Origin of the sequence: Streptacidiphilus rugosus AM-16, assembly GCF_000744655.1 — a bacterium.
Lineage (GTDB): Bacteria > Actinomycetota > Actinomycetes > Streptomycetales > Streptomycetaceae > Streptacidiphilus > Streptacidiphilus rugosus.
In genome coordinates this window covers 2,224,024-2,244,635 of sequence record NZ_JQMJ01000004.1, presented here as the reverse complement: position 1 = coordinate 2,244,635, position 20,612 = coordinate 2,224,024, and the positions used below count along the sequence as shown (strand labels likewise).

The following is a 20,612-nucleotide window of genomic DNA, read 5'->3' as shown; positions in this document are numbered from 1 at the left end:
CGGACCCGATGGGCCCTGAGGCGTCCGGGCGCCGGTCGGTTCCGGCTCGCCGGTTCCGCCGTCTGGCGCGCACCCTGGGATGTGGGGACGCCGACCGAGCGGGTAGGAGCGCGTGACGGAACCGGACGGGACGCCGCTCGTCCGCCCGTCCGACCGACGACTGGAGGCCGACATGCCGGCAGCGCAGCGGCGCGGCCCGCACCCGGCGGCGGCGCGGGCAGGTGAGCGGCGTGGCTGACACCGGCGGACTTCCCGGCCCCCTGGCCGCTCTGCAGCCGCTGCTGGACCACTACGGCTATGCCTCGCTCGCGCTGCTGGTAGCGCTCGACAACATGCTGATCCCGGTCCCGGGACAGACGCTGCTGATCGTCGCGGCGGTCTACGCGGGCACCGGTCGCATGAACGTCCTGGCGGTGGCCGTCGTCGGATGGCTCGCGGCGATCGCCGGGGCCGAGATCGCGTACCTGCTCGGCCGCCGCGAGGGGACGCGGTTGATCAACCGCTTCGGACGCTACGTGCGGCTCACCCCCGAGCGGTACGCCAAGGCCGAGGACTTCTACCGGCGGCGAGGCTCCAGGGTCGTCGTGATCGCGCGCTTCATCGACGTGCTGCGCCAGACCAACGGCCTGCTGGCGGGTTCGAACGAGATGCCGCACCGCAGGTTCACGCCGTGGAACGCGCTCGGCGCTGCGGCCTGGGTCGGCGCGTGGACGGCACTCGGGTACAGCGCCGGCACGAATATCGGCCCGCTCTACCGGCAGGCGCTCCGCTACCAGTTCTTCCTGCTGGCCGCCGTGGTGCTGGTGATCGTCGGCCTGGTGCTGCGCGCCTGGTGGCGCGCACGCAAGCGGGCGCGCGAGGAGTCGTGAGGAACCGGTTCTCCTGGCGGCGCGTCGGATCGGCATGAGGACCTGGATGCGCGCTCTCGTACCCGTGTTCTGCGTCGGCGGCCTGCTCGCCGGCTGCGCCTCGTCGCCTTCGTCGCCCCCGCCGTCCCTGTCGGTCCGCCCGACCGACGTCGGGCGGACCGCCCCCGTGGTCGCGGGGAACGCGGCTGCGCAGCTGTTGGCGGATTTCCTGCCGCCGCCCGGCGCCGTGCGCCTGTCCGGAGAGCCGTCAGGCGCGCCGCGGCCGGTCGACCGACCGGCGATGAGTCCGACGGCCGACCAGTTGCAGATCGCCACCTCCTGGTGGAGCGTCACCGGGACGCCGGAGCAGGCGCAGACGTGGTTCGCCGCGCACGGCCCGGCCGGGTCGACGCCGGGCGGCTCCGCCGACGGGACCGGCGTCGGCGGTGTGGTCGCTCTGACGCGGTCCTTCACCCTCCCCGACCAGGCGGGCTATCAGGAACGCACGCTGATGATGACGGCCGTGGCCTTCCACCGGGCGACCCTGCTCCGGGTGGACGCGATGGAGGTCCACGTCGGGGTCCGCTCCGCGCACGACAGGATCCCCGCAGGCGTCGTCCGGCTCGTCGTGCGCGCGACCACGGCGGCGGCCCCGGAGAGCGTCGTCCTCCGGACCGTCACCGACGCCGGGACGATCCGCCAGGTCGCCGCCATGACCGACGCGCTCCCCCTCCTCGCACCGGGCGTGCGCAACTGCCCGAACGACCGCGGCGGCACGCTTCGACTGGACTTCTACACCGCCGCCTCCACCGCGCCCGCGGCGAGCCTGATCGCCGCCCACTCCGGCTGCCAGACCGCGACGATCACCACCACGGAGGCCTTCGCCCCGACGAACCTGAACACCGCCACCACCGACTACCAGGCCCGCGTGCTGGCACTCCTCCAGGTCACCTTCCCGGCCGGTTGACCCGCCGGTGCCGTGACGCTCGTCCGCGGAGCCCTCTCCTGGTGGATCATCGCTCGGTCGGCTGACAGACTCGCGCAGGCGACGGCGACACCGAAGGAGAGCACGTGGACGAGCAGACCAGGCCCCGGCAGGCGAGCTCCGAGGTGCGGACCCGCGACCGAGTCGGCTTCGACCGCCACGGACTGATGACCCGTCCGGGCGCCCGCATCACGCGGACCGCGCCGGGTCGCGTGTACCTCCTGCTGCCGAACCGGCCCGGGCGGTGAGCGGGGACCTCGGGCTGCCGTCCTGGGCTACCTGGTGGCAGCGCCCCTTCCCCGACGCCAACACGCTCCTGCTCCACGGGCGGCGAGCAGCTCTGGTCGACACCGGATTCGTCGGTCACGCCGAGGAGACCGCCGCCTGGGCCCACGGCCACGCCGGCGCGATCGACCTGGTCGTGAACACCCACTGGCACTCCGACCACGTCGGCGGCAACTCCCTCCTCCAGACCCACGGCGCCGCCGTCGCGGCCGGCACCCCGGAGGCCGAGGCGGTCAGGGAACGGAACGCGGGCTGCTGCGCGGCCGAGTACCTGGACCAGCCCGTCGCCCCCTACACGGTGGACGTGCCGCTGGCCGACGGCCAGGTCCTGCGGCTCGGGGACGCCGACTGGCAGGTCGTGCGGACGCCCGGTCACACCCCCGGCCACCTGGCGCTGTGGCACCCGGAAGAGCGGCTGCTGGTGGCGGGCGACGCCCTGTCCGCCTACGACGTCGGCTGGGTCAACCTCGCCCTGGACGGCCCTGACGCCGCCGCTGTCGCGCTGACCTCACTCCACAAGATCGCCGCCCTCCGCCCGCGCCTCATCCTCCCCTCCCACGGGCCGATCCTCACCGACCCGGCCACGGCCTTCTCCGCCGCCCTGCGCCGCGCCCAGCGCCTGGTCGACGACCCGGCCGGAGCCGTCTGGTACGGGGCCCGCCGCATCTTCGCCTTCGCCCTGATGATCCGTGACGGCCTCCCGTCCGCCGAGGTCGAGCCCTACCTCCACGCCCAGCCCTGGCTGACCGACGCGGCCCAGCTGCTGAACCTCACCCCCGAAGTGCTGGCTGCCGACCTGGTGCACACCATGCTGGACAGCGGCGCCGTCCTCCACCGCGACGGCCGACTCCGCGCCGCGGCCGACCACACCCCCGTCCCGGCCGAGTCCTTGCGGGTGCCCTACCCGCGCGCCTGGTCGACCCGCGAACCACACTGACGCCGGTCCCTGCCTGCGACCCCGACGTACCCGCCGAGCGGGGCGTCTACGAAAGCTCGAGGTCATCCGGAAGCAGTCGGAAGGTGCTGTGGCCGGTCACGCAGGTTCGTGCGAACCGCGTCCGGTGCCGCAGCGCGAGGGTCCCTGGCTCCGGCTGCTCGGTCTCCGTCGTGGCGGGGGCATCCTGGAAGCCGGCGAGGCGGAGGGCCGAGAGGGCGGGCAGGTTCTGTTCCGCTACGACGGCGTACAGCTCCTTGAGTCCCAGGTGCTGGTGGGCCATCTTCGCTGCGGCGGCGAAGAGGTCGGCGCCCAGATTCCTGCTGCGGAAGTGTGGTGCGAGCCATGCGTTGACCTGATCCTCGAACAGCTGCACCGCTCCGGCGTAGCGACCGTGTTCGCGATCGACGACGATCAGGTGCCGGTACTCGAGACCATCGAGGTAGTGGCGCTCGGCGCTGTTGTCGAGGTGCTGGTGCATGTGCTCACGGTTGGCGTCGTCGACGTTGAAGAACCAGTCACGGGTCTCCGCAACAGGGCCCTCTTGGTTCCAGGCAAGCCAGCGCTGGGCGCCGTCGTCATAGGCCCCGGCCATCGATCCCAGAAAGTCGAGATCGTCGACCGGTGAGCGCACGATGAGTCCTCCGACGGTCACCTCGTGCACACCATCTGTGCAGGGAGACTGCCTTCCGGGCCAGGACATCGGACGTACTCCTTCGATGGTGCGGGTGAGGCGGGGTCAACTCGCCGGACTGTCCTCCGGCCCGGGCGAGTAGGGCGGGACGGTCCATCGAAGAACGGTCGTGTCGGCGAGGGATTCGAGGGTGGCTGGGTAGACCTGTCCATAGGCACGCTCACCGTGGTGGCGGATGGAGTGGTCGCCGGGGTCCCAGCCGATACCGAGCACCGGACAGCCGCCGACCTCCGCGACACCGGCCAGCAGGGCGTGGTTCCAGCCCGCCCGGTTCAACCGGTGGTAGTCGGTGTGCGCGTCGACCGCGACCATGAGCCCTTTCCCCGGGCCGTCGCGAATCCACCCTTGGAGCCTCTCCGCGAGCGCCTCCGCCTCGGTGAGTGGCAGGTCCAGCCACCCGCGCGGACCGTATCCACTGTGGTGCTGAGGGACGCGTTCACCGCCGAACTCGGCGTGAACATCGCCCTCGTACTTGCCCCAGTAGGTGACGTCGGCCAGGCCGTCGAGGGACTCTCCGTCCAGACCTGAGAAGCCGTCCAGAGCCTGCGCGTCACCGAGCACCATCCCGCACCGGTCCACTGGCAGGTCGCCAAGCGCCAGCGGTCCGGCGCCGCGATCCTCGGGCCACGGCAGACCCAGGTCGACCTCGAGGACCGAGATCGTCGGTCCCCCGTCGAACGGCGAGGGTGAGGTCAGCGCTCGTACCGGAAGCGGTCGGTGCGCTGCGGCCTGCACGACGATCGCCTCGCCGCTCCACGGGCGGGGCCGTCCGTCGACAGGCTCGTAGAGATGGGCACCACCCGAGGCCACGGCAGCGAACGCGCGCTCGGACAGTTGCCGGCCGGTCTCGGGCCAGAAATCGATCCAGGCCGCCATGCCCAGCACGAGGACTCCTGAGGGAGCCGTCACGGCCCCGAGGTCGACATAGCTCTCGGTCACGCGCCGATTGAAGCCGCCCGAGCCTCCGTGATCAAGCCGGCCAGGAGCCTGGAGCCACTTGTCGCCTTCGGCGGTCATCATCACGGAGTGCCCACCGGCAGACACCACGTCAGGTCGTGAACGGACCGTCCTGGTGGTACTCCTCGGAGGGCACTGAGTCCCATTCGGTGTTCGCACCGTCCCGGATCACCATGAACAGCGGTCGCGATCGTAGGACCTGCCCGACCAGTTGCCCACGTACGACGACCCCGGGATCGTCCGGTCCCGCGTAGCCCTCGGGCGTGTAGCGAAGGCGAGCGTCCACTGCCTCGGCGTGTGCGATGGCCTCGCTCTCCAGTTCCGACAGATCTCTCCCGACCAGCAGGAGTCCGTCGTGAGCGACCTGGGGACCGTACGCGGCGTTGGCAGCGATGCAGAACAGCCCCACGGCTTGGCTCACATAGGCCGTGACGGCAGGTGGAGAGGGAGCCGCCCCGCGTCGGTGGACTTCGACCTTCCAAGTCGACGAGAAGATCGCGTGGTGCCGGACGCTGTCGCTCACCCTCGCCTGGCCAAGAACGTCAGCCGCCCCGACCACTTCGTGGACGGTCATACCGAACCGGAGCGGTCCCACGCCGACAGCCGGCGTATAGGTCCACTCGTCCCGGCCGGCCAATCCGAAGTCGGCTCCGGTCTTGAACGCCATCGTCGACCCTCCGGACACGCCTGAGAACGCCCTGCGCCCCTCATGGCAAGCCGGTGGACCTCCCGGGCGACGGCTTGACGCGCCCTGGGGGCGATTCAAGGGTCCGCACCCGTGCACCTTCGGCGCACACTCGCGGGGCGACTGTGCGCGCTGCAAACGCGCAGTTCAACGGCCCAAAGGGCGGACGAGTCGGCCTGTACGCCGGGTTCTGTCTCGCGGGGGCCTTGCGGCCCGCGCGGAGGCGGTCATCCATCTAGGGCGACCGTTGCCGGCCGCCTCAAGCGGTCTACCCGCTGACTCGGGCGGGCAGCCCTCAGGCGTCAGCGCAGGGCGTCCGAGGACGCCCATCTTGACCTTGCTCCAGGTGGGGTTTACCGAGCCGTCCAGGTCACCCTGGACGCTGGTGGTCTCTTACACCACCGTTTCACCCTTACCCGACGCCGAAGCGTCGGGCGGTCTGTTTTCTGTGGCACTGTCCCGCGGGTCACCCCGGGTGGCCGTTAGCCACCACCCTGCCCTGTGGAGCCCGGACGTTCCTCGGCGGGCCCCGCTAGGGACCCGACGCGACCGCCCGGCCGGCTCGTCCGCCGTGGTGACCATGGTAGCGGCAACCCGACGCCGTCCTGTCGCGGCTCACGCCGTGGCGAAGCGGACCGCGGGCTGGGACAGGTCCACCGAGGTCAGCCGCACCCGGACGGTCTCGCCCAGCGGGAGCGGGCCGCCGCCGTTGGTCAGGGGGGCGCGGACCGCGGGGTCGCGGAGTTGGACGGTGCCGCGGCCGGGGCGGCGTTCGTCCACGTCGATGACGATGCCGTCGAAGAGCTCGCCCTCGCGGCCGGTCAGCAGGGCCGCCTCGACCAGGTCGACGCAGGCGCGCTCCACCTCGTGGGCGCGGCGGTCGCCGGACTCCATCAGCGGGCTCAGTGACGGCAGCGCGGACCGGGCCCAGTCCGGCACCTCCACGCCGTTCGCCAGGGCCACGCAGACCTCGCCGGAGAAGCGGTCGACCAGCCGCCGCAGCGGCGCCGTGCAGTGGGTGTACGGGGCGGCGACGGCCGCGTGGCCGGGGTCGGCCGGGAGGGGACCGTCGAAGGCGGTGTAGCCGGCGCCGCGCAGCAGGCCCGTGCACTCGTTGAGGAAGGCCGCGTGCGCCGGGCGGCTCGGGTCGAGGGAGCGGATCAGCTGCGGGTAGGGGAGGTCCATCGGCCAGTCCACGCGCAGCGCCAGCGCGACGCGGTGCAGCCTCTCGAAGGCCGTCGGCGGTGCGCCCGGCAGGGTGCGCAGCACGCCGACGCCGCCGTCCAGCATCAGCCGGGCCGCGGCCATGCCCGTCAGCAGCGAGATCTGCGCGTTCCAGCCGTCGGCGGGCAGCGGGGCGCGGTAGCCGAGGGTGTAGCCGTCGCCGGGGATCTCCTCGACCTCCTGCTCGGGGATTGGCAGGCTGATGCCGCCCCGGGCTCGCTCGCGCTCCTCCCTGAGCGGCCCGATGACGCCGAGCAGGGCCAGGGCGGGCTCGGCCGTGCCGGTGTCGACGGCCTTCTGCACCTCGGCGTAGTTCAGCTTCGTGCGGCTGCGGACCAGGGCGCGGCGCAGCCGGGTCTCGCGCAGCTCGCCCTCCGCGTCCAGGTCGAACTGCCAGAGCAGCGCCGGCGCGTCCTGGCCGGGGAGCAGGCTGGCCGCGCCCTCGGAGAGCTGCGGCGGGTGCAGCGGGATCCGACGGTCGGGGAAGTAGAGCGTCTGCACGCGCCGCCGCGCCTCGGTGTCGATCGCCCCGCCCGGCCGCACGAACGCGGTGACGTCCGCGATCGCGTAGTGGACCCGGAAGCCGCCGCCCGGCAGCCGCTCCAGGTGCATGGCCTGGTCGAGGTCGCGCGACTCGGGCGGATCGATCGTGAACAGCGGCAGGTCGGTCGCGTCGTGGGCGGGCAGCACCGGCGCGGCGGAGACCGTCTCGACCTCGGCGAGGACCGTCGGCGACCAGCCCTCGGCGATCCCCAGCCGGGCGCGGAGCGCGGCCAGCTCGGTGTTGATCCGGGCGGTCCCGGCGGTCCGGACGCTCAGCAGTCGACGAGGCACGCGCTCCAGGGTAGTTCGGTCGGCTCGGTTGCCCCGTCGCGCGCGCCCTTCGCACCGTTACCGGTACGGGTTGCCGCCGGGTGGGTCCTGCGGGCGCGGACCGCCGGGATACGGGGGCTGCGGCGCTTGGGGCGACTGCGGGAGCCCTCCGTACGGGTCGGGGGCGGGCGGCGCGACCGGCTGCGGCGCCGGGGGAGCGGCGGGTGGCGGGACGGGCGGCGCGGCGTAGGGGTTGTGCGCGGGCGGCGGGCCGGAGCGCTGCGGCGGGGTGGCGGGCAGGCCGCCGTAGACCCCGCCCGCCTGCGACCCGGCCGGGGGCGCGACGGCCGGCCCGGACGGCGGCATGCCGGAAGGCGCGCCGGACGGTGCGCCGGGCGGCACGGCCGGCGCTTGCACGCCGGTGCCGTCGGCCTTCGCCAGGGAGACGCGCTTCGCGCCCGCGAAGGCCCGCACCAGCGCCGCGCCCACCGCTCCGAAGACCACACCCTCGACCAGTCCGAGCACCAGCGCCAGCAGCACGTTGCCGGTCACGCTCAGCCCCGCGCCGACCGCGTCGAAGCCGAACACGGACAGGTTCGCGTCGACCTTCACGTCCGCGAGCGCGAGCAGCATCGGCGTCACCACCAGCAGGGCCACGCCCAGCCGGACGCCCGCGCCGCCCAACTCCTGCGCGGCGGACTCGGTACCGGCGGCCGGTCGCGGGGTCCGGACCGCCGCCAGGACGCCGACCGCGATCAGCATCAGCACCACCGCGACCGGCAGCAGCCAGACCCGGCCGTCCAGCGAGGCCAGCGAGGAAACGGTGATCGTCTTGCCCTGGCCTCCCGCCAGGAAGGTGTCGATCGGGGCGGGCAGGAAGTGCGCCAGGGGCCCCGACGCCTTGCCGTCCATGCTGACGCCCATGCCGAGCGGGACGGCCAGGAACACGCCGTTGGGCGCGCCCAGCAGGGCACCGCCGATGGTCTTCGCGCCGCCGTTGCCGGTCAGGCCGACCACCGCGCCCGCCAGCGCGCCCACCGTGACCGCGCCGACGTAGACGGTGGTGATCGCCGAGGCGACCGGGCGCACGGTCCGCGCGAGCCCGCGCCAGGCGGCGGGGAGCGGGGCGCGGCGCGCCGCCAGGTAGGCGAAGGCGAGGACGAGCACGACCCAGAGCAGCCCCATCCCCAGCGTGGGCGCGAGGTCGGTCGTGAAGCCGACGGTGGGCTTGGTGTTGTCCCCGAGCGCCCCGCCGATCAGGTTGCCAAGGCCGCCCAGCGGGTCGTCGCCCGAGCCGCCGGAACCGGAGCCCGAGGAGCCGCCTCCCGTCAGTGAGCTCACGTTGACCGCGACCGAGCCGCTCCCGGCCCAGCCGATCACGGCCAGCAGCACCAGGAACGCCACCACCGCTCCCGCGGCGCGCGCCATCAGGTCCGCGACCGTCAGCACGGCGACCCGCCGCAGCTGCACGGTGAACAGCCAGCCCAGCACGACCGCCCCGACGACCGTCAGGCCCAGCGGCATGATCCCGATCGACCCCTGGGCCGCCGCCGCGTCAATTCCGAAGACCGACACGTCACCTGTCGGGCTGACCTTTCCGCCGACCGCCATCGCGACCAGCGCGGCCGTCAGCGGGCCGAGGCTCGCGTACTTGTCCAGGCCGAGCAGATGCACCCCGAGAGCGCCCACCACGCCCATCGCCCCGAAGGCCGAAGCCACGGCCGTGACCGAGAAGATGACGCCCCGCAGCATCGACGCGGCATCCGCGCCGCCGCCCGTTCGTCCGTCCGCCGGTAGCCCGTTCTGGTACACCGTCATCGCCCCACCTTCCAGACCGACACATGCGAACGACCGCAACGTCCGCCCCCAGGCGTCAGGTTGCCACAGTGTCACGGTCCGGCGTCATGGTGGAGGTTCCGGTTCTGCATACGGTGACCGAGCTGGAATGATTCCCCCAGGCGTTCGGCATCCCTACACTGCCCCCTGACAAGCGCGGGGCGCACTCGGGGGACTACATCGTGGGGCAGGCAACAGTGCCGCAATTGGTACTTGAACTCAATGGACAGCGAGCGACCCTGGATTCGGGCCGCAGTTACAGCATCGGACGCAACCCGCAGTCGGATTTTGCGATCAACGACGCGCGTGTCTCGTGGCAGCACGCCACCATCTCCTACGCCGGCAACGCCTGGCTGCTCCAGGACCTGGGCAGCACCAACGGCACCTACGCGGGCGGCCAGCGCACCACCCAGGTCTACCTGGGCGACGGCACGCAGGTCTCGCTGGGTAACGCGGAGTCAGGTCCCAGGCTGAGCTTCACCGGTGTGCCCAGCGCGGTCCCGGCGGCGCAGCCGGACCAGGGCGGCGCGGGCTGGGCGGACGTGCAGACGGCCCGCTTCCAGCCGGGCCAGGACGCGGGCGCGGGGATCCCCGCGCAGCAGGGCGGCTACCAGGGCGGCCAGGCGGCCGCCTACCAGGGCGGCGGTCAGCAGGGCGGCTACAGCGCGGGCGGCGGCTACCCGGCTCCCGGCGGGCAGGCCGCCCCCGAGCCGGTCTACGGCTCCCGCAACCCCACCATGGTGCGCAACCTGACGGCCGGTCTGAAGACCATCCGCATCGGCCGTGGGCTGGACAACGACCTGGTCGTCACCGACCTCTCCGTCTCGCGTCACCACGCCGAGCTGCGGCAGATGCAGGACGGCCGCTACGAGATCGTCGACCTCGAGAGCCACAACGGCACGTACCTCAACGGCCAGCCGATCTCCCGTCAGGTGCTGACCGCACAGGACATCGTCGGCGTCGGCCACTCCACCTTCCGGCTGGTCGGCGACCGGCTCGAGGAGTTCGTCGACACCGGTGAGGTCTCCTTCTCCGCCCGCCACCTCACCGTCGAGGTCGAGCACAAGGGCCAGAAGAAGATCCTGCTCAACGACGTCAGCTTCGCGGTTCCCGAGAAGTCGCTCATCGGGGTGATCGGCCCCTCCGGCTCCGGCAAGTCCACCCTGCTGCGCGCCCTGACCGGTTACCGCCCGGCCGACCGCGGCGACGTCCTCTACGACGGCCGCAACCTCTACAAGCAGTTCGCCGAGCTGCGCCAGCGCATCGGCCTGGTCCCGCAGGACGACATCCTGCACTCGCAGCTCACGGTCCGCACCGCGCTCAAGTACGCGGCCGAGCTCCGCTTCCCCGGCGACACCGAGGCGGCCGAGCGTGAGCGCCGGGTCGACGAGGTGCTCGTCGAGCTGCACCTGGAGAAGCGCGCCGACAACCGGATCACCGCCCTCTCCGGCGGACAGCGCAAGCGCGTCTCCGTCGCGCTGGAGCTGCTGACCAAGCCGTCGCTGATCTTCCTGGACGAGCCCACCTCCGGCCTGGACCCGGGCATGGACCGCGACGTCATGAAGATGCTGCGCGACCTCGCCGACGAGGGCCGCACGGTCCTGGTCGTCACCCACTCGGTGGCCGAACTCGCGCTCTGCGACCGGCTGCTGGTGATGGCCCCGGGCGGCTCGGTGGCGTACTTCGGTCCGCCGAAGGAGGCCCTGCACTTCTTCCAGTGCGAGACCTGGGCCGACGTCTTCCAGGCCTTCGAGAACCACGCCGAGCACGACTGGGGCGGCCGGTTCCGCGGCTCGGTCCACTTCCAGATGTACGCGGCCGACGTCGACGCGGTACAGGCCCAGTCCGCGCAGATACAGCAGCACCAGACGCAGCCGCCCAAGCAGCAGAGCTGGGGCTCGCAGCTGTCCACGCTGGTACGCCGCTACGTCTCGGTCATCGCGGCCGACCGCGGCTACGTCGTGCTGCTCTTCGCGCTCCCGCTCATCATGGGGGCGATGAGCGCGGCGATCCCGGCCAAGTTCGGCCTCGGTCCCTCCGATCCACCACAGGCGGGGAACCACGACGCGGCCACCGTCCTGCTGCTCCTCGCGGTCAGCGCCTCCCTCACCGGCGCGGCCAACGCGGTCCGAGAGCTGATCAAGGAACGGGTGATCTACGAGCGCGAACGCGCCGTCGGCCTCTCCCGCTCCGCCTACGTGGCCTCGAAGATCATCGTGCTGGGCGCGATCACCGCGCTGCAGTCGGTGATGGTCGCGATGATCGGCCTGCTGCCGCGCAAGCTGCCGAGCGGCGGCCTGCTGGTCTCCGGCTCGGCGCTGCCTGAGCTGGTCCTGGTCGTGATGCTGCTCGGCATCACCTCGATGACGCTCGGTCTGGTCGTCTCCGCGCTGGTCAAGACGGCCGAGAAGACCATGCCGCTGCTGGTGCTGATCGCGATCATCCAGGTCGTCTTCTGCGGTTCGCTGATCCCGGTCCACGGTCAGCCCGGTCTGGAGCAGCTCGCCTGGCTGGTCCCGTCCCGCTGGGCGGTGGCGGCCCAGGCGGCCTCGATCAACCTGCTGGGCATCCAGGGTCTCGGCTCGGACGGCAAGCCGGCCAACGACCCGCTGTGGACGCACACCGTCGCGCAGTGGGGCATCGACGCCGGTGTGCTGGTGCTGCTCGGCGTGGTCTGCAGCATCCTCATCGCGCGGCTGCTGCGCCGCCACGAGCCGGAGGTCATGCGCAGCCGCTGAGGCCGGCGGCCGACGGTCGCGCCAATTGACCGTGCACACCTGAAGAAGTGTCAGCCTGCTTTTCCAGTTCCACTGGAGCGGGGGTCGTCCGGGAGGTATCGTCTCGGCCGACCCCCGCTCCTTTTTGATTCCGGGATGAATACATGAATCCCAGCACCATGGCGCATGTCAACGGTTTCACCTACGGCGTGGTGAATCCCCTCGTGGCCTACGCGATCGCCTGCGTCGGCGCGGCGCTGGGGCTGCGCTGCACGGTGCGGGCGCTGGCGCTGCCGCCGGGGGAGCGGCGCGGCTGGCTGCTGCTCGCCGCGGCGGCGATCGGTAGCGGAATCTGGACGATGCATTTCATTGCGATGCTCGGATTCACGGTGACCGACTCGACGGTCGTCTACAACATACCGATCACGGTATTCAGTCTTCTCCTCGCGATCTTCGTCGTCGGCGTCGGTGTCTTCTATGTCGGATATCGACCCAAGGGCACGGGATCACTGCTTGTCGGAGGAATCCTGACGGGATGCGGGGTCGCCGTGATGCACTACATCGGCATGGCCGCGCTGCAGGTCCAGGGAGCCGTCTCCTACAGCCCGCTGCTGGTCGCCGCCTCCGTCGGCATCGCCGTCTTCGCGGCGACGGCGGCGCTGTGGATGACCCTCAACGTGCGGGGCCTTCCGGCCGCCCTGGGCGCGGCGCTGGTGGCCGGCGTCGCGGTGGTGGCCATGCACTACACCGCCATGCAGGCGGTGTCCGTCCGGCTCGACGGCCGCGCGGTCGGGGCCGGCGTCCCGGCCTCGCAGTTCATCCTGCCGGTGGCGGTCGGGATCATCGTCTTCCTGACGGTCAGCGGCATCGTCGTCGCGATGTCCCCGCAGGAGTCCGCGCGCGCCCGCGCCCGGGCCGAGGCCCGCACCCCCGACCGCATCCGCATCGACCTCTTCGACGGCCGCTGAGTTTCGCTCCCGCAGGCAGTTGCAGCACGCCGGGGCGCGGGTAACTGCGCGGCAAGCCATTGGCGTGCGGATGGCCCTCAACGCGCAGCGCCATCCGCACAGGGTGGCTTGTCGCGCCCACGCGCCGGAGGCGCATATCGGCGGAGCCCCGCGCCCCTGGGCAGTGCAACGTCCCAGCGCCCCAGAGCGCGCGTCAGCGCCTGAGGATCAGGTGCAGGTCGCCGAACTCGTGCCAGAGGTAGCGTTCCCGCAGCGCCGCGGCGTAGCTGCGGTCGAGCAGGCGGCGGCCGGCGACCGCCTCCAGCATCAGGAGGTGGGACGCGCGCGGCTCGTGGAAGCCGGTGAGCAGGCCGTCCACGACGTGGACGCCGCGCTCCGGTGTGATCACCAGCTCCGTCCAGCCCGCGCCCGCGCGGACCCGGCCGTCGGGGTCGGCCGACGACTCCAGCGCCCGCACCGCCGTCGTGCCCACGGCCACCACGCGCGAGCCCGCCGCCCGCGCCGAGTCGACCAGCCGGGCCGTCGCCTCGGGCACCTCGAACCACTCGGCATAGGGGGGTTCGTGGGCCTCCACCGACGCGACGCCGGTGTGCAGGGTCAGCGGGGCGATCTGGACGCCGCCGCTCACGAGGCGGGTCACCAGCTCCGCCGTGAACGGGCGCGCGGCGCTGGGCATCTCGGCCGAGCCCGCGGTGGTCGGCGGCGCGGCGAAGACGGTCTGGTACGCCGCGAGCGCACGGTCGGCGTCCGTGTAGCCGTAGCGGATCGGCCGCCCGTAGCGGGCCAGGTAGGCGAGCGGCTCCGCCGCACCGAAGCAGGCCCGCCACAACCGCGCGGGGGCCGCGTCCGCCTGGCTCTCCGTCAGCGCATCGGAGCCGCGGACCAGCGGAGCCAGCAGGTGCAGCCGGGCACCGCCGGTGAGCCTGACCGTCACCAGCGCGCCGTCGTGCACCCGCTGCCGGGTGCTGCCGCGGCCGTCGGGGGAGCGGAGCTCCACGACCCACTCGCTCTCGCTGCGCCGGGTCGAGAAGTGCACCACGACCGGTTCGCCGGTCTCGGTGACCCGGCCGTCCACGGCGGCGGGAAGCGTCGCCGAGGTGTTCACCACCAGCACGTCACCGGGCTCCAGCAGCTGCGGCAGCTCGCGGAACGCGTGGTGGGTGACGGCCAGCCCCTCCCGCCGGGCGACCAGCAGCCGCACGTCGTCCCTACCGCTGCCGCCACGCTCCTCGGGCGGCGCGCCCGCCTCCAGCTCGGCCGGCAGCTCCCAGTCGCCCAGCCGGTCCACCAGCCCCGCTTCCTCCGCGCCGTCCGCATCCGGCTCGCCGCTCGCGCCCGCTGCCGCGCCCGCCCGGTCCTGCACCCGCGTCCCGATCACCGGGTGACCTCCTGCTCCGTCGCTGCTGCCGACCGGACCGCTGCCGGGTCGTCCGGCGCGGCCAGCGCCGCGGCGAGGTAGCGGCCGCTCGGCGGCCGTTCGTCCAGCAGCGACAGCAGGCCCGGCACCGCCTCCCGCTCCGGCAGCGGCGCCTCGGCCGCGGCGGCCGCGTCCGCCGCCGCGTACATCGCGGTGTGCATCTCGCCCGGATCGACCCACCACACCCGGACCGACTCCTCCTCCTGCGCCAGCACCGCCGACCACAGGTCCAGCGCGGCCTTCGTGGAGCCGTAGCCGCCCCAGCCGGGGTAGGCCTCCACTCCCGCGTCCGAGCTGATGTTGACCAGGGCGCCGCCGGTCACCCGCAGCATCGGCAGCGCCTCCTGGGCCAACCCCAGGGGCGCGACGACGTTGACGTCGAAGGCCCGCCGCAGCTCCTCCAGTGACAGCTCCGCCACCGCGGCCAGCCCCTCGCCGCCCAGCACCCCGGCGTTGTTGACGACCAGGTCGAGACCGCCCAGGTCCCAGGCGCGGGTGAGCAGGGCGGTGCGGTGCCAGGTGTCGGTCACGTCCCCGACGACCGGATGGATCCGAGGCTGCCCGGCCGCCAGCCCGGCGAGCGCGTCCTGGCTTCGCGCGCCCGCGACGACCTCCCAGCCCCGCTCGGCCAGCGCGAGCGCCAGCGCCCGGCCCAGTCCGCGCGACGCCCCGGTCACAATGGCGACTGCCATGGCGTTTCCTCCTGTTGCCTTGCCGCGATCCGCTCCCGCGGTCCGCAGGTGGTTCCCTTACCGCCGAAGCTAGGCCTGGGCGGGTCCGGCCCGCCTCGGGCGCGGGGCCGCGCACCCCGGGTCCCTTGGTCCTAGGTCCACGGACCTGCGACCACCCGCCGGGCGCCCGATGCCCCGACGATCACGCGGCGGTACGGTGACGGCATGTCGACAGACACCTGCGGGCCCGGCTCCGGGCCCGGTGATCCCTGCCTCGGCGGCATCGAGGCGATCAGTGCCGCCGTGCTGGCGATGAGCCGGCACCTGGAGGTGCGCGAGGTGCTGCAGCGCATCGTCACCTCGGCGCGCACCCTCGTCGGCGCGGAGTACGCCGCGCTCGGGGTGCCCGACGACCACGGCGGCTTCGCCCAGTTCGTCGTCGACGGGGTCACCGAGGCCCAGTGGCGTGCGATCGGCCCGCTGCCGCGCCAGCACGGCATCCTGGCCGCGATGCTCCGCGAGCCCGACCCGACCCGCCTGGACGACGTGCGCCAGGACCCCCGGTTCGGCGGCTGGCCCGGCGCGCACCCGGACATGCACGCCTTCCTCGGCGTCCCGATCCAGGACGGCGAGGAGATCCTCGGCGCGCTCTTCCTGGCCAACCCCGACGGGCGCGAGCGCTTCTCCGCGCACGACGAGGAACTGCTGCGGATCCTCGCCGCGCACGCCGCGCTGGCCCTGGTCAACGCGCGCCTGTACGAGCGCAGTCGCGAGCTGACCCTGGTCGGCGAGCGGGCCAGGATCGCGCACGAGCTGCACGACGCGGTCTCGCAGAAGCTCTTCTCGCTGCGGCTGACCGCGCAGGCCGCCTCCGCGCTGGTCCTGCGGGACCCGGCGCGGGCACGGGCCGAGCTCGCCGAGATCTCCCGGCTCGCGGCGGAGGCGGCCGACGAACTGCGCGGCGTCGTCGTCGAACTGCGCCCGGCCGCACTGGACGAGGACGGCCTGCTGCCGACCCTGGCCTCCCAGGTCGAGGTGCTGGACCGGGCCCATGCCGCGGGCGTCACCTTCGCCCACGACCGCGTCCCCGCGCTGCCGGCCGCCCAGGAGGAGGCGGTGCTGCGCGTCGCGCAGGAGGCGCTGCACAACGCGCTGCGGCACGCGGGCGCGTCGAGCGTCGCGGTCGAACTCCGCGCCGCGTCCGGCACGTCAGGCGCGGGGCGCGGCGCGCGGCTGCGGGTGGCCGACGACGGCAAGGGCTTCGACCCTGACCGGACCCGCCGGGCGGGCCGGCATCTGGGACTGGTCTCCATGCGGGACCGTGCCGCGGGCGTCGGCGGATCGCTGCGCATCGAATCGTCCCCCGGCAAGGGGACCGTGGTGGAACTGGAGGTCCCCGGTGGGTGATGCGACGATCAAGGTCCTGCTCGTCGACGACCACCAGGTCGTCCGGCGCGGGCTGCGCACCTTCCTGGAGATCCAGCCGGACATCGAGGTCGTCGGCGAGGCCTCCGACGGCGCGGAGGGCGTCGCCGCCGCCGAGGAACTGCGGCCGGACGTGGTCCTGATGGACGTCAAGATGCCCGGCACCGACGGGATCGAGGCGCTGCGCCTGCTGAAGGAGCGCGGCAGCACGGCGAAGGTCCTGGTGGTGACGAGCTTCACCGAGCACCGCACGGTCGTCCCCGCGCTGCGCGCCGGCGCGGCGGGCTACGTCTACAAGGACGTCGACCCCGAGGCCCTGGCCGGCGCGATCCGCTCGGTGCACGCGGGCCACGTCCTGCTCCAGCCTGAACTGGCGGAGGCGCTGCTCGCCGAGGAGTCCGCGGGCCGCACCCCTCAGGGGCGCGGCGGCTCGCTGACCGAACGCGAGCAGGAGGTCCTGGGCCTGATCGCGGACGGCCGCTCCAACCGCGAGATCGCTCGGGCGCTGACCCTCTCGGAGAAGACGGTCAAGACCCACGTCTCGAACATCCTCATGAAGCTGGACCTCCAGGACCGCACACAAGCTGCGCTCTGGGCCGTCCGCAACGGGATGACCCGCTAGGCACGCTCCGCGACGGCGAGCGAGTTGCAACGTCCCAGGGGCGCGGGGAACTGCGCGGCTCTGCCGCGCGAGCGCGAGGTTCTCAGCGGTGGGTCAGTTGCAACCACGCAGGGGCGCGGGGAACTGCGCGACAAGCCACCCCAGGCGGCGAGTCCCCGAACGAGCAGGGCCGTCCGCACTGGGTGGTTTCTCGCGCAGTTCCCCGCGCCCCTGAGCACCTGCCTGGTTCCTCATCTGCCTTCGGTGACCGGTTCGTCCACCGCGGCGTTGTACGCCGCCACGCGGGCGCGGCGGGCGGCGCGTTCCAGGGGGCGCAGCGCAGCTGCCCGCGCGGCCATCTCGCCCGCGGTGACCGCCGCGCCCTCGCTCAGCGCCGCCACCGCGGTCAGCGCGGCGACCCGCCGCGCGCTCTGCAGGACCCGGACGGCCCGCGGCGGATACCCCGGCGCCAGGAGTTCCTCGACGTCGGACTCCTGCCGGGCGCGCAGGCGCCCCAGCGCGCGCTGGACCGCGGGGCCCGCGCCCGCGATGTCCAGGCGGACCAGCGACTCCGTCGCGTCCCGCATGGCCTCCACCAGCTCCCGCTCCGCGTCCCGCAGGGCGGGGACGTCCGCCGGGTAGCCGACGTTGACCGGCAGCGCGTGCCAGCTCACCGCGAGGACGCCGTCGTCCTCGTGGTCCGCGCCGTGCCACAGCGCCTCGGGGACCAGGCCCCACGGCGCGCCCACCGCCAGGACCGCCTCGCCGGTCTCCAGCGCCCGCGCGTTGAACTCCGCCGGGCCGGTCAGGCCCAGCGGATGGCCGGGCGCGGGCAGCGCCAGCCGCAGGCCCGTCGCGCCCAGTGTCCGCAGCCGTCCGAGTGCCAGCGTCAGGCCGACGCCGTCCGCGCCGGGAAGGCCCCTGACGACGTGGGCGTCGTCGTCGCCGCGCACCGCCGTCGCGGCGTCGTCGGGGGAGGCGAGCCCCGCGAACCACGCGTTTCCCCAGGCGACAAGTCGGGCGGACCGGGGCTCTTCGTACGCTTCGTGCGCTTCCGTCTGCGGCATGGGCCAAGCCTACGGAGCACACGGCAGCCTGCGTGGCGTAGGTTTGGACCGGCCCAGGGCCACCCGCCGCCCTGAGCGGGAAGAACCCTTCAATTCATTGGGGAAGGCGTACGCAATGAGCGACGTGCTGGAGCTGGTGGACGTTTCCGTGATCCGGGACGGCCGCCCGCTGGTGGAGCAGGTGTCCTGGGCCGTCGCCGAGGGCGAGCGCTGGGTCGTTCTCGGTCCGAACGGGGCCGGCAAGACCACGCTGCTCCAGGTCGCCGCGAGCTACCTCTTCCCCAGCACCGGCACCGCCGCGATCCTGGGCGACAAGCTCGGCAGCGTCGACGTCTTCGAGCTGCGCCCGCGCATCGGTCTGGCCGGCGCCGCCATGGCCGACAAGCTGCCGAAGCGGCAGACCGTGCTGGAGACGGTGCTCACCGCCGCCTACGGCATGACCGCCCACTGGCGGGAGACCTACGACCAGACCGACGAGGCCCGCGCCCGGCTGCTGCTGGACCTGCTCGGCATGGCCGAGTACACCGACCGCAAGTTCGGCACTCTTTCCGAGGGCGAGCGCAAGCGCACCCTGATCGCCCGCGCGCTGATGACCGACCCGGAGCTGCTGCTGCTCGACGAGCCGGCGGCCGGTCTCGACCTGGGCGGCCGTGAGGACCTGGTCCGCCGCCTCGGAGCCCTCGCACAGGACCCGATCGCGCCCGCGATGATCATGGTGACGCACCACGTCGAGGAGATCGCGCCCGGCTTCACCCACGTGCTGATGATCCGTCAGGGCAAGGTGCTCGCCGCCGGTCCGATGCTGGAGACGCTGACCGCCCGCAACCTCTCGCTCTGCTTCGGTCTGCCGCTCACCCTCGACCACCAGGACGGCCGTTGGGCGGCCCGCGGTCTCGAACTGCGCTGACCTGCCGGGCGCGGCCTTTTGTGGCGCTTTCCGTGTCCCCGGTCCCCGTTGACCGGGTTGTAATGATCTTTGTCTCCGTTTCCTGACGAGGAGGCAGCCGCAGAACTACCATGTCCGATGTGGAGAGTTGGGCATGGTGGCTGGCCGCGGCGGTGCTGCTGTGCATCCCCGTGATGCACACCGCGCTGATCGAGTTCGTCATGTTCGGGATCGGGGCCGGCGCGGCAGCGCTGGCCGCCGGACTGGGCGGCGGAGTCGTGCTGCAGTTCGTCGTGTTCCTCGCCACGACGGTCGCGCTCCTGCTGTTCGTCCGCCCCATCGCCAGGCGCCAACTGCGCGCCGGGCCGGGGGTTCGGCACGGCATCGACGCGCTCAGGGGAGCGGAAGCCGTGGTCCTGGAGCGGGTCGACGAGCACGACGGCCGGATCAAACTGAAGGGGGAGGTCTGGTCGGCCCGCTCGCTCGCGGTCGGTCAGGTCTTCGAACCGGGGGAGCGCGTCAGCGTCGCGGAGATCGACGGCGCGACGGCCGTGGTTCTCTGAACCCTTCCGGGGTAGTGAAGTTCACAGAGCGTCATGTCGAGGGTCTGTCGAGGGAGTCCCTGTGGAAACCGTGATCATCGTCCTGGTCGTGGTGGCGGTGTTCGTGTTCTTCGTCCTGCTGCGGACGATCCAGGTGATCCCGCAGGCCCAGGCGGCGATCGTCGAGCGCTTCGGCCGCTACACGCGCACCCTCAACGCCGGTCTCAACATCGTGGTGCCGTTCATCGACACCGTGCGCAACCGGCTCGACCTGCGCGAGCAGGTGCAGCCCTTCCCGCCGCAGCCGGTGATCACCCAGGACAACCTGGTGGTCCACATCGACACCGTCATCTACTTCCAGGTCACCGACCCGCGCGCGGCCACCTACGAGGTGCAGAGCTACCTCCAGGCGATCGAGCAGCTCACCATCACCACGCTGCGCAACATCATCGGCTCGATGGACCTGGAGTCGACCCTCACCTCCCGCGAGACCATCAACGCCGGCCTGCGCGGCGTGCTGGACGAGGCGACCGGCAAGTGGGGCATCCGGGTCAACCGCGTCGAACTGAAGGCCATCGAGCCGCCGACCTCCATCCAGGACTCGATGGAGAAGCAGATGCGCGCCGACCGTGACAAGCGCGCGGCGATCCTCCAGGCCGAGGGTGAGCGGCAGTCCGCGATCCTCAAGGCGGAGGGCCAGAAGGCCGCCGCGGTGCTGGAGGCCGAAGGTGAGGCCCAGGCGGCGGTGCTGCGCGCCGACGGTGAGGCGGCGGCCATCCGCACCGTCTTCGAGGCGATCCACTCCGGCGACGCGGACCAGAAGCTGCTCGCCTACAAGTACCTCGAGACGCTCCCGCAGATCGCCCAGGGCGACGCCAACAAGCTGTGGATCATCCCCAGCGAGGTCGGCGACGCGCTCAAGGGCGTCGGCGGCGCCTTCACCGGGATGAACCCCAAGGACGGTGCGACGGTCCCGGCGGCGAACGGCACGCCGAAGCTCGACAAGCGCACCGAACGGCCCGAGATCGATCCGGAGTAGTCGGCGGCGGGCGGCAGG

19 protein-coding genes and 1 other RNA gene are annotated in these 20,612 nt (G+C 72.7%); 11 read left to right on the top strand and 9 right to left on the bottom strand.

The genetic code is table 11. The features are described from left to right. Positions 1-230 precede the first annotated feature (230 nt). The 4 genes from BS83_RS19290 (at position 231) to BS83_RS19280 (ending at position 3,055) form a co-directional block, all read left to right on the top strand. Complete coding sequence (locus BS83_RS19290; RefSeq protein ID WP_037604958.1) at positions 231-869, top strand: DedA family protein; 639 nt, start codon at positions 231-233, stop codon at positions 867-869. A gap of 46 nt (positions 870-915) precedes the next feature. Beyond that, complete coding sequence (locus BS83_RS19285) at positions 916-1,815, top strand: hypothetical protein (protein ID WP_157597241.1); 900 nt, start codon at positions 916-918, stop codon at positions 1,813-1,815. A 104-nt stretch (positions 1,816-1,919) separates the two neighbouring features. Next, positions 1,920-2,081 (top strand): hypothetical protein, encoded by a 162-nt coding sequence (locus BS83_RS45525; protein WP_157597240.1) that lies wholly within the window; start codon positions 1,920-1,922, stop codon positions 2,079-2,081. Then, on the top strand, positions 2,078-3,055 hold the full coding sequence (locus tag BS83_RS19280; RefSeq protein WP_037604956.1) for an MBL fold metallo-hydrolase: 978 nt from the start codon (positions 2,078-2,080) through the stop codon (positions 3,053-3,055). Before BS83_RS45525 ends, BS83_RS19280 begins: the two co-directional genes overlap by 4 nt. A 46-nt stretch (positions 3,056-3,101) precedes the next feature. Here BS83_RS19280 and BS83_RS19275 read toward each other — a convergent pair whose 3' ends face one another. The 6 genes from BS83_RS19275 to BS83_RS19250 form a co-directional block, all read right to left on the bottom strand. Continuing rightward, the gene (locus tag BS83_RS19275) at positions 3,102-3,707 is read right to left on the bottom strand and encodes a GNAT family N-acetyltransferase (RefSeq protein ID WP_198035262.1); all 606 of its coding nucleotides are present in this window, start codon (positions 3,705-3,707) and stop codon (positions 3,102-3,104) included. 84 nt (positions 3,708-3,791) lie between these two features. Then, complete coding sequence (locus tag BS83_RS46535; protein ID WP_198035261.1) at positions 3,792-4,685, bottom strand: hypothetical protein; 894 nt, start codon at positions 4,683-4,685, stop codon at positions 3,792-3,794. Between the two features lie 109 nt (positions 4,686-4,794). Next, the gene (locus BS83_RS19260; RefSeq protein WP_037604954.1) at positions 4,795-5,370 is read right to left on the bottom strand and encodes a hypothetical protein; all 576 of its coding nucleotides are present in this window, start codon (positions 5,368-5,370) and stop codon (positions 4,795-4,797) included. A 181-nt stretch (positions 5,371-5,551) separates the two neighbouring features. Then, positions 5,552-5,953: RNase P RNA component class A (rnpB, locus tag BS83_RS42715), an RNA gene on the bottom strand. Between the two features lie 50 nt (positions 5,954-6,003). Beyond that, positions 6,004-7,446 carry an RNB domain-containing ribonuclease gene (locus BS83_RS19255; protein WP_037604953.1) on the bottom strand — a complete coding sequence of 481 codons (1,443 nt, stop codon included), beginning with the start codon at positions 7,444-7,446 and terminating at the stop codon, positions 6,004-6,006. Between the two features lie 57 nt (positions 7,447-7,503). Next, positions 7,504-9,243: a streptophobe family protein gene (locus BS83_RS19250; protein WP_084713693.1), complete on the bottom strand. Its 1,740-nt coding sequence runs from the start codon at positions 9,241-9,243 to the stop codon at positions 7,504-7,506. 215 nt (positions 9,244-9,458) lie between these two features. On the opposite strand from BS83_RS19250, the gene BS83_RS19245 reads away from it, so the two are divergent. Then, the gene (locus tag BS83_RS19245; RefSeq protein WP_037604952.1) at positions 9,459-11,999 is read left to right on the top strand and encodes an FHA domain-containing protein; all 2,541 of its coding nucleotides are present in this window, start codon (positions 9,459-9,461) and stop codon (positions 11,997-11,999) included. Positions 12,000-12,142: 143 nt separating this feature from the next. Continuing rightward, positions 12,143-12,946: an MHYT domain-containing protein gene (locus BS83_RS19240; protein ID WP_084713691.1), complete on the top strand. Its 804-nt coding sequence runs from the start codon at positions 12,143-12,145 to the stop codon at positions 12,944-12,946. A gap of 193 nt (positions 12,947-13,139) precedes the next feature. On the opposite strand, the gene BS83_RS19235 is transcribed toward BS83_RS19240, so the two are convergent. Together BS83_RS19235 and BS83_RS19230 are read right to left on the bottom strand one after the other, a co-directional pair. Beyond that, positions 13,140-14,237, bottom strand: a complete 1,098-nt coding sequence (locus BS83_RS19235) for an S-adenosylmethionine:tRNA ribosyltransferase-isomerase (RefSeq protein ID WP_037609406.1) — start codon at positions 14,235-14,237, stop codon at positions 13,140-13,142. 83 nt (positions 14,238-14,320) lie between these two features. Then, entirely contained in the window at positions 14,321-15,055 is a 735-nt protein-coding gene (locus BS83_RS19230) for an SDR family oxidoreductase (RefSeq protein ID WP_051943354.1), read from the bottom strand. Positions 15,056-15,259: 204 nt separating this feature from the next. Between BS83_RS19230 and BS83_RS19225 the strand changes: the two genes are divergently transcribed. Together BS83_RS19225 and BS83_RS19220 are read left to right on the top strand one after the other, a co-directional pair. Beyond that, positions 15,260-16,441 carry a GAF domain-containing sensor histidine kinase gene (locus BS83_RS19225; RefSeq protein WP_037604951.1) on the top strand — a complete coding sequence of 394 codons (1,182 nt, stop codon included), beginning with the start codon at positions 15,260-15,262 and terminating at the stop codon, positions 16,439-16,441. Then, the gene (locus BS83_RS19220) at positions 16,434-17,081 is read left to right on the top strand and encodes a response regulator (RefSeq protein WP_037604950.1); all 648 of its coding nucleotides are present in this window, start codon (positions 16,434-16,436) and stop codon (positions 17,079-17,081) included. The genes BS83_RS19225 and BS83_RS19220 overlap by 8 nt, the downstream gene beginning before the upstream one ends. A gap of 230 nt (positions 17,082-17,311) precedes the next feature. Here BS83_RS19220 and BS83_RS19215 read toward each other — a convergent pair whose 3' ends face one another. Then, on the bottom strand, positions 17,312-18,127 hold the full coding sequence (locus BS83_RS19215; protein WP_037604949.1) for a hypothetical protein: 816 nt from the start codon (positions 18,125-18,127) through the stop codon (positions 17,312-17,314). A 115-nt stretch (positions 18,128-18,242) separates the two neighbouring features. Here BS83_RS19215 and BS83_RS19210 point away from each other — a divergent pair, with 115 nt between their 5' ends. From BS83_RS19210 to BS83_RS19200, 3 genes are all read left to right on the top strand, one after another. After that, on the top strand, positions 18,243-19,034 hold the full coding sequence (locus BS83_RS19210) for an ABC transporter ATP-binding protein (protein WP_037604948.1): 792 nt from the start codon (positions 18,243-18,245) through the stop codon (positions 19,032-19,034). 110 nt (positions 19,035-19,144) lie between these two features. Continuing rightward, complete coding sequence (locus tag BS83_RS19205) at positions 19,145-19,576, top strand: NfeD family protein (protein WP_037604947.1); 432 nt, start codon at positions 19,145-19,147, stop codon at positions 19,574-19,576. Positions 19,577-19,637: 61 nt separating this feature from the next. After that, a complete protein-coding gene (locus BS83_RS19200; protein WP_037604946.1) occupies positions 19,638-20,594 on the top strand; it encodes an SPFH domain-containing protein in 957 nt (318 codons plus the stop codon). Positions 20,595-20,612 lie beyond the last annotated feature (18 nt).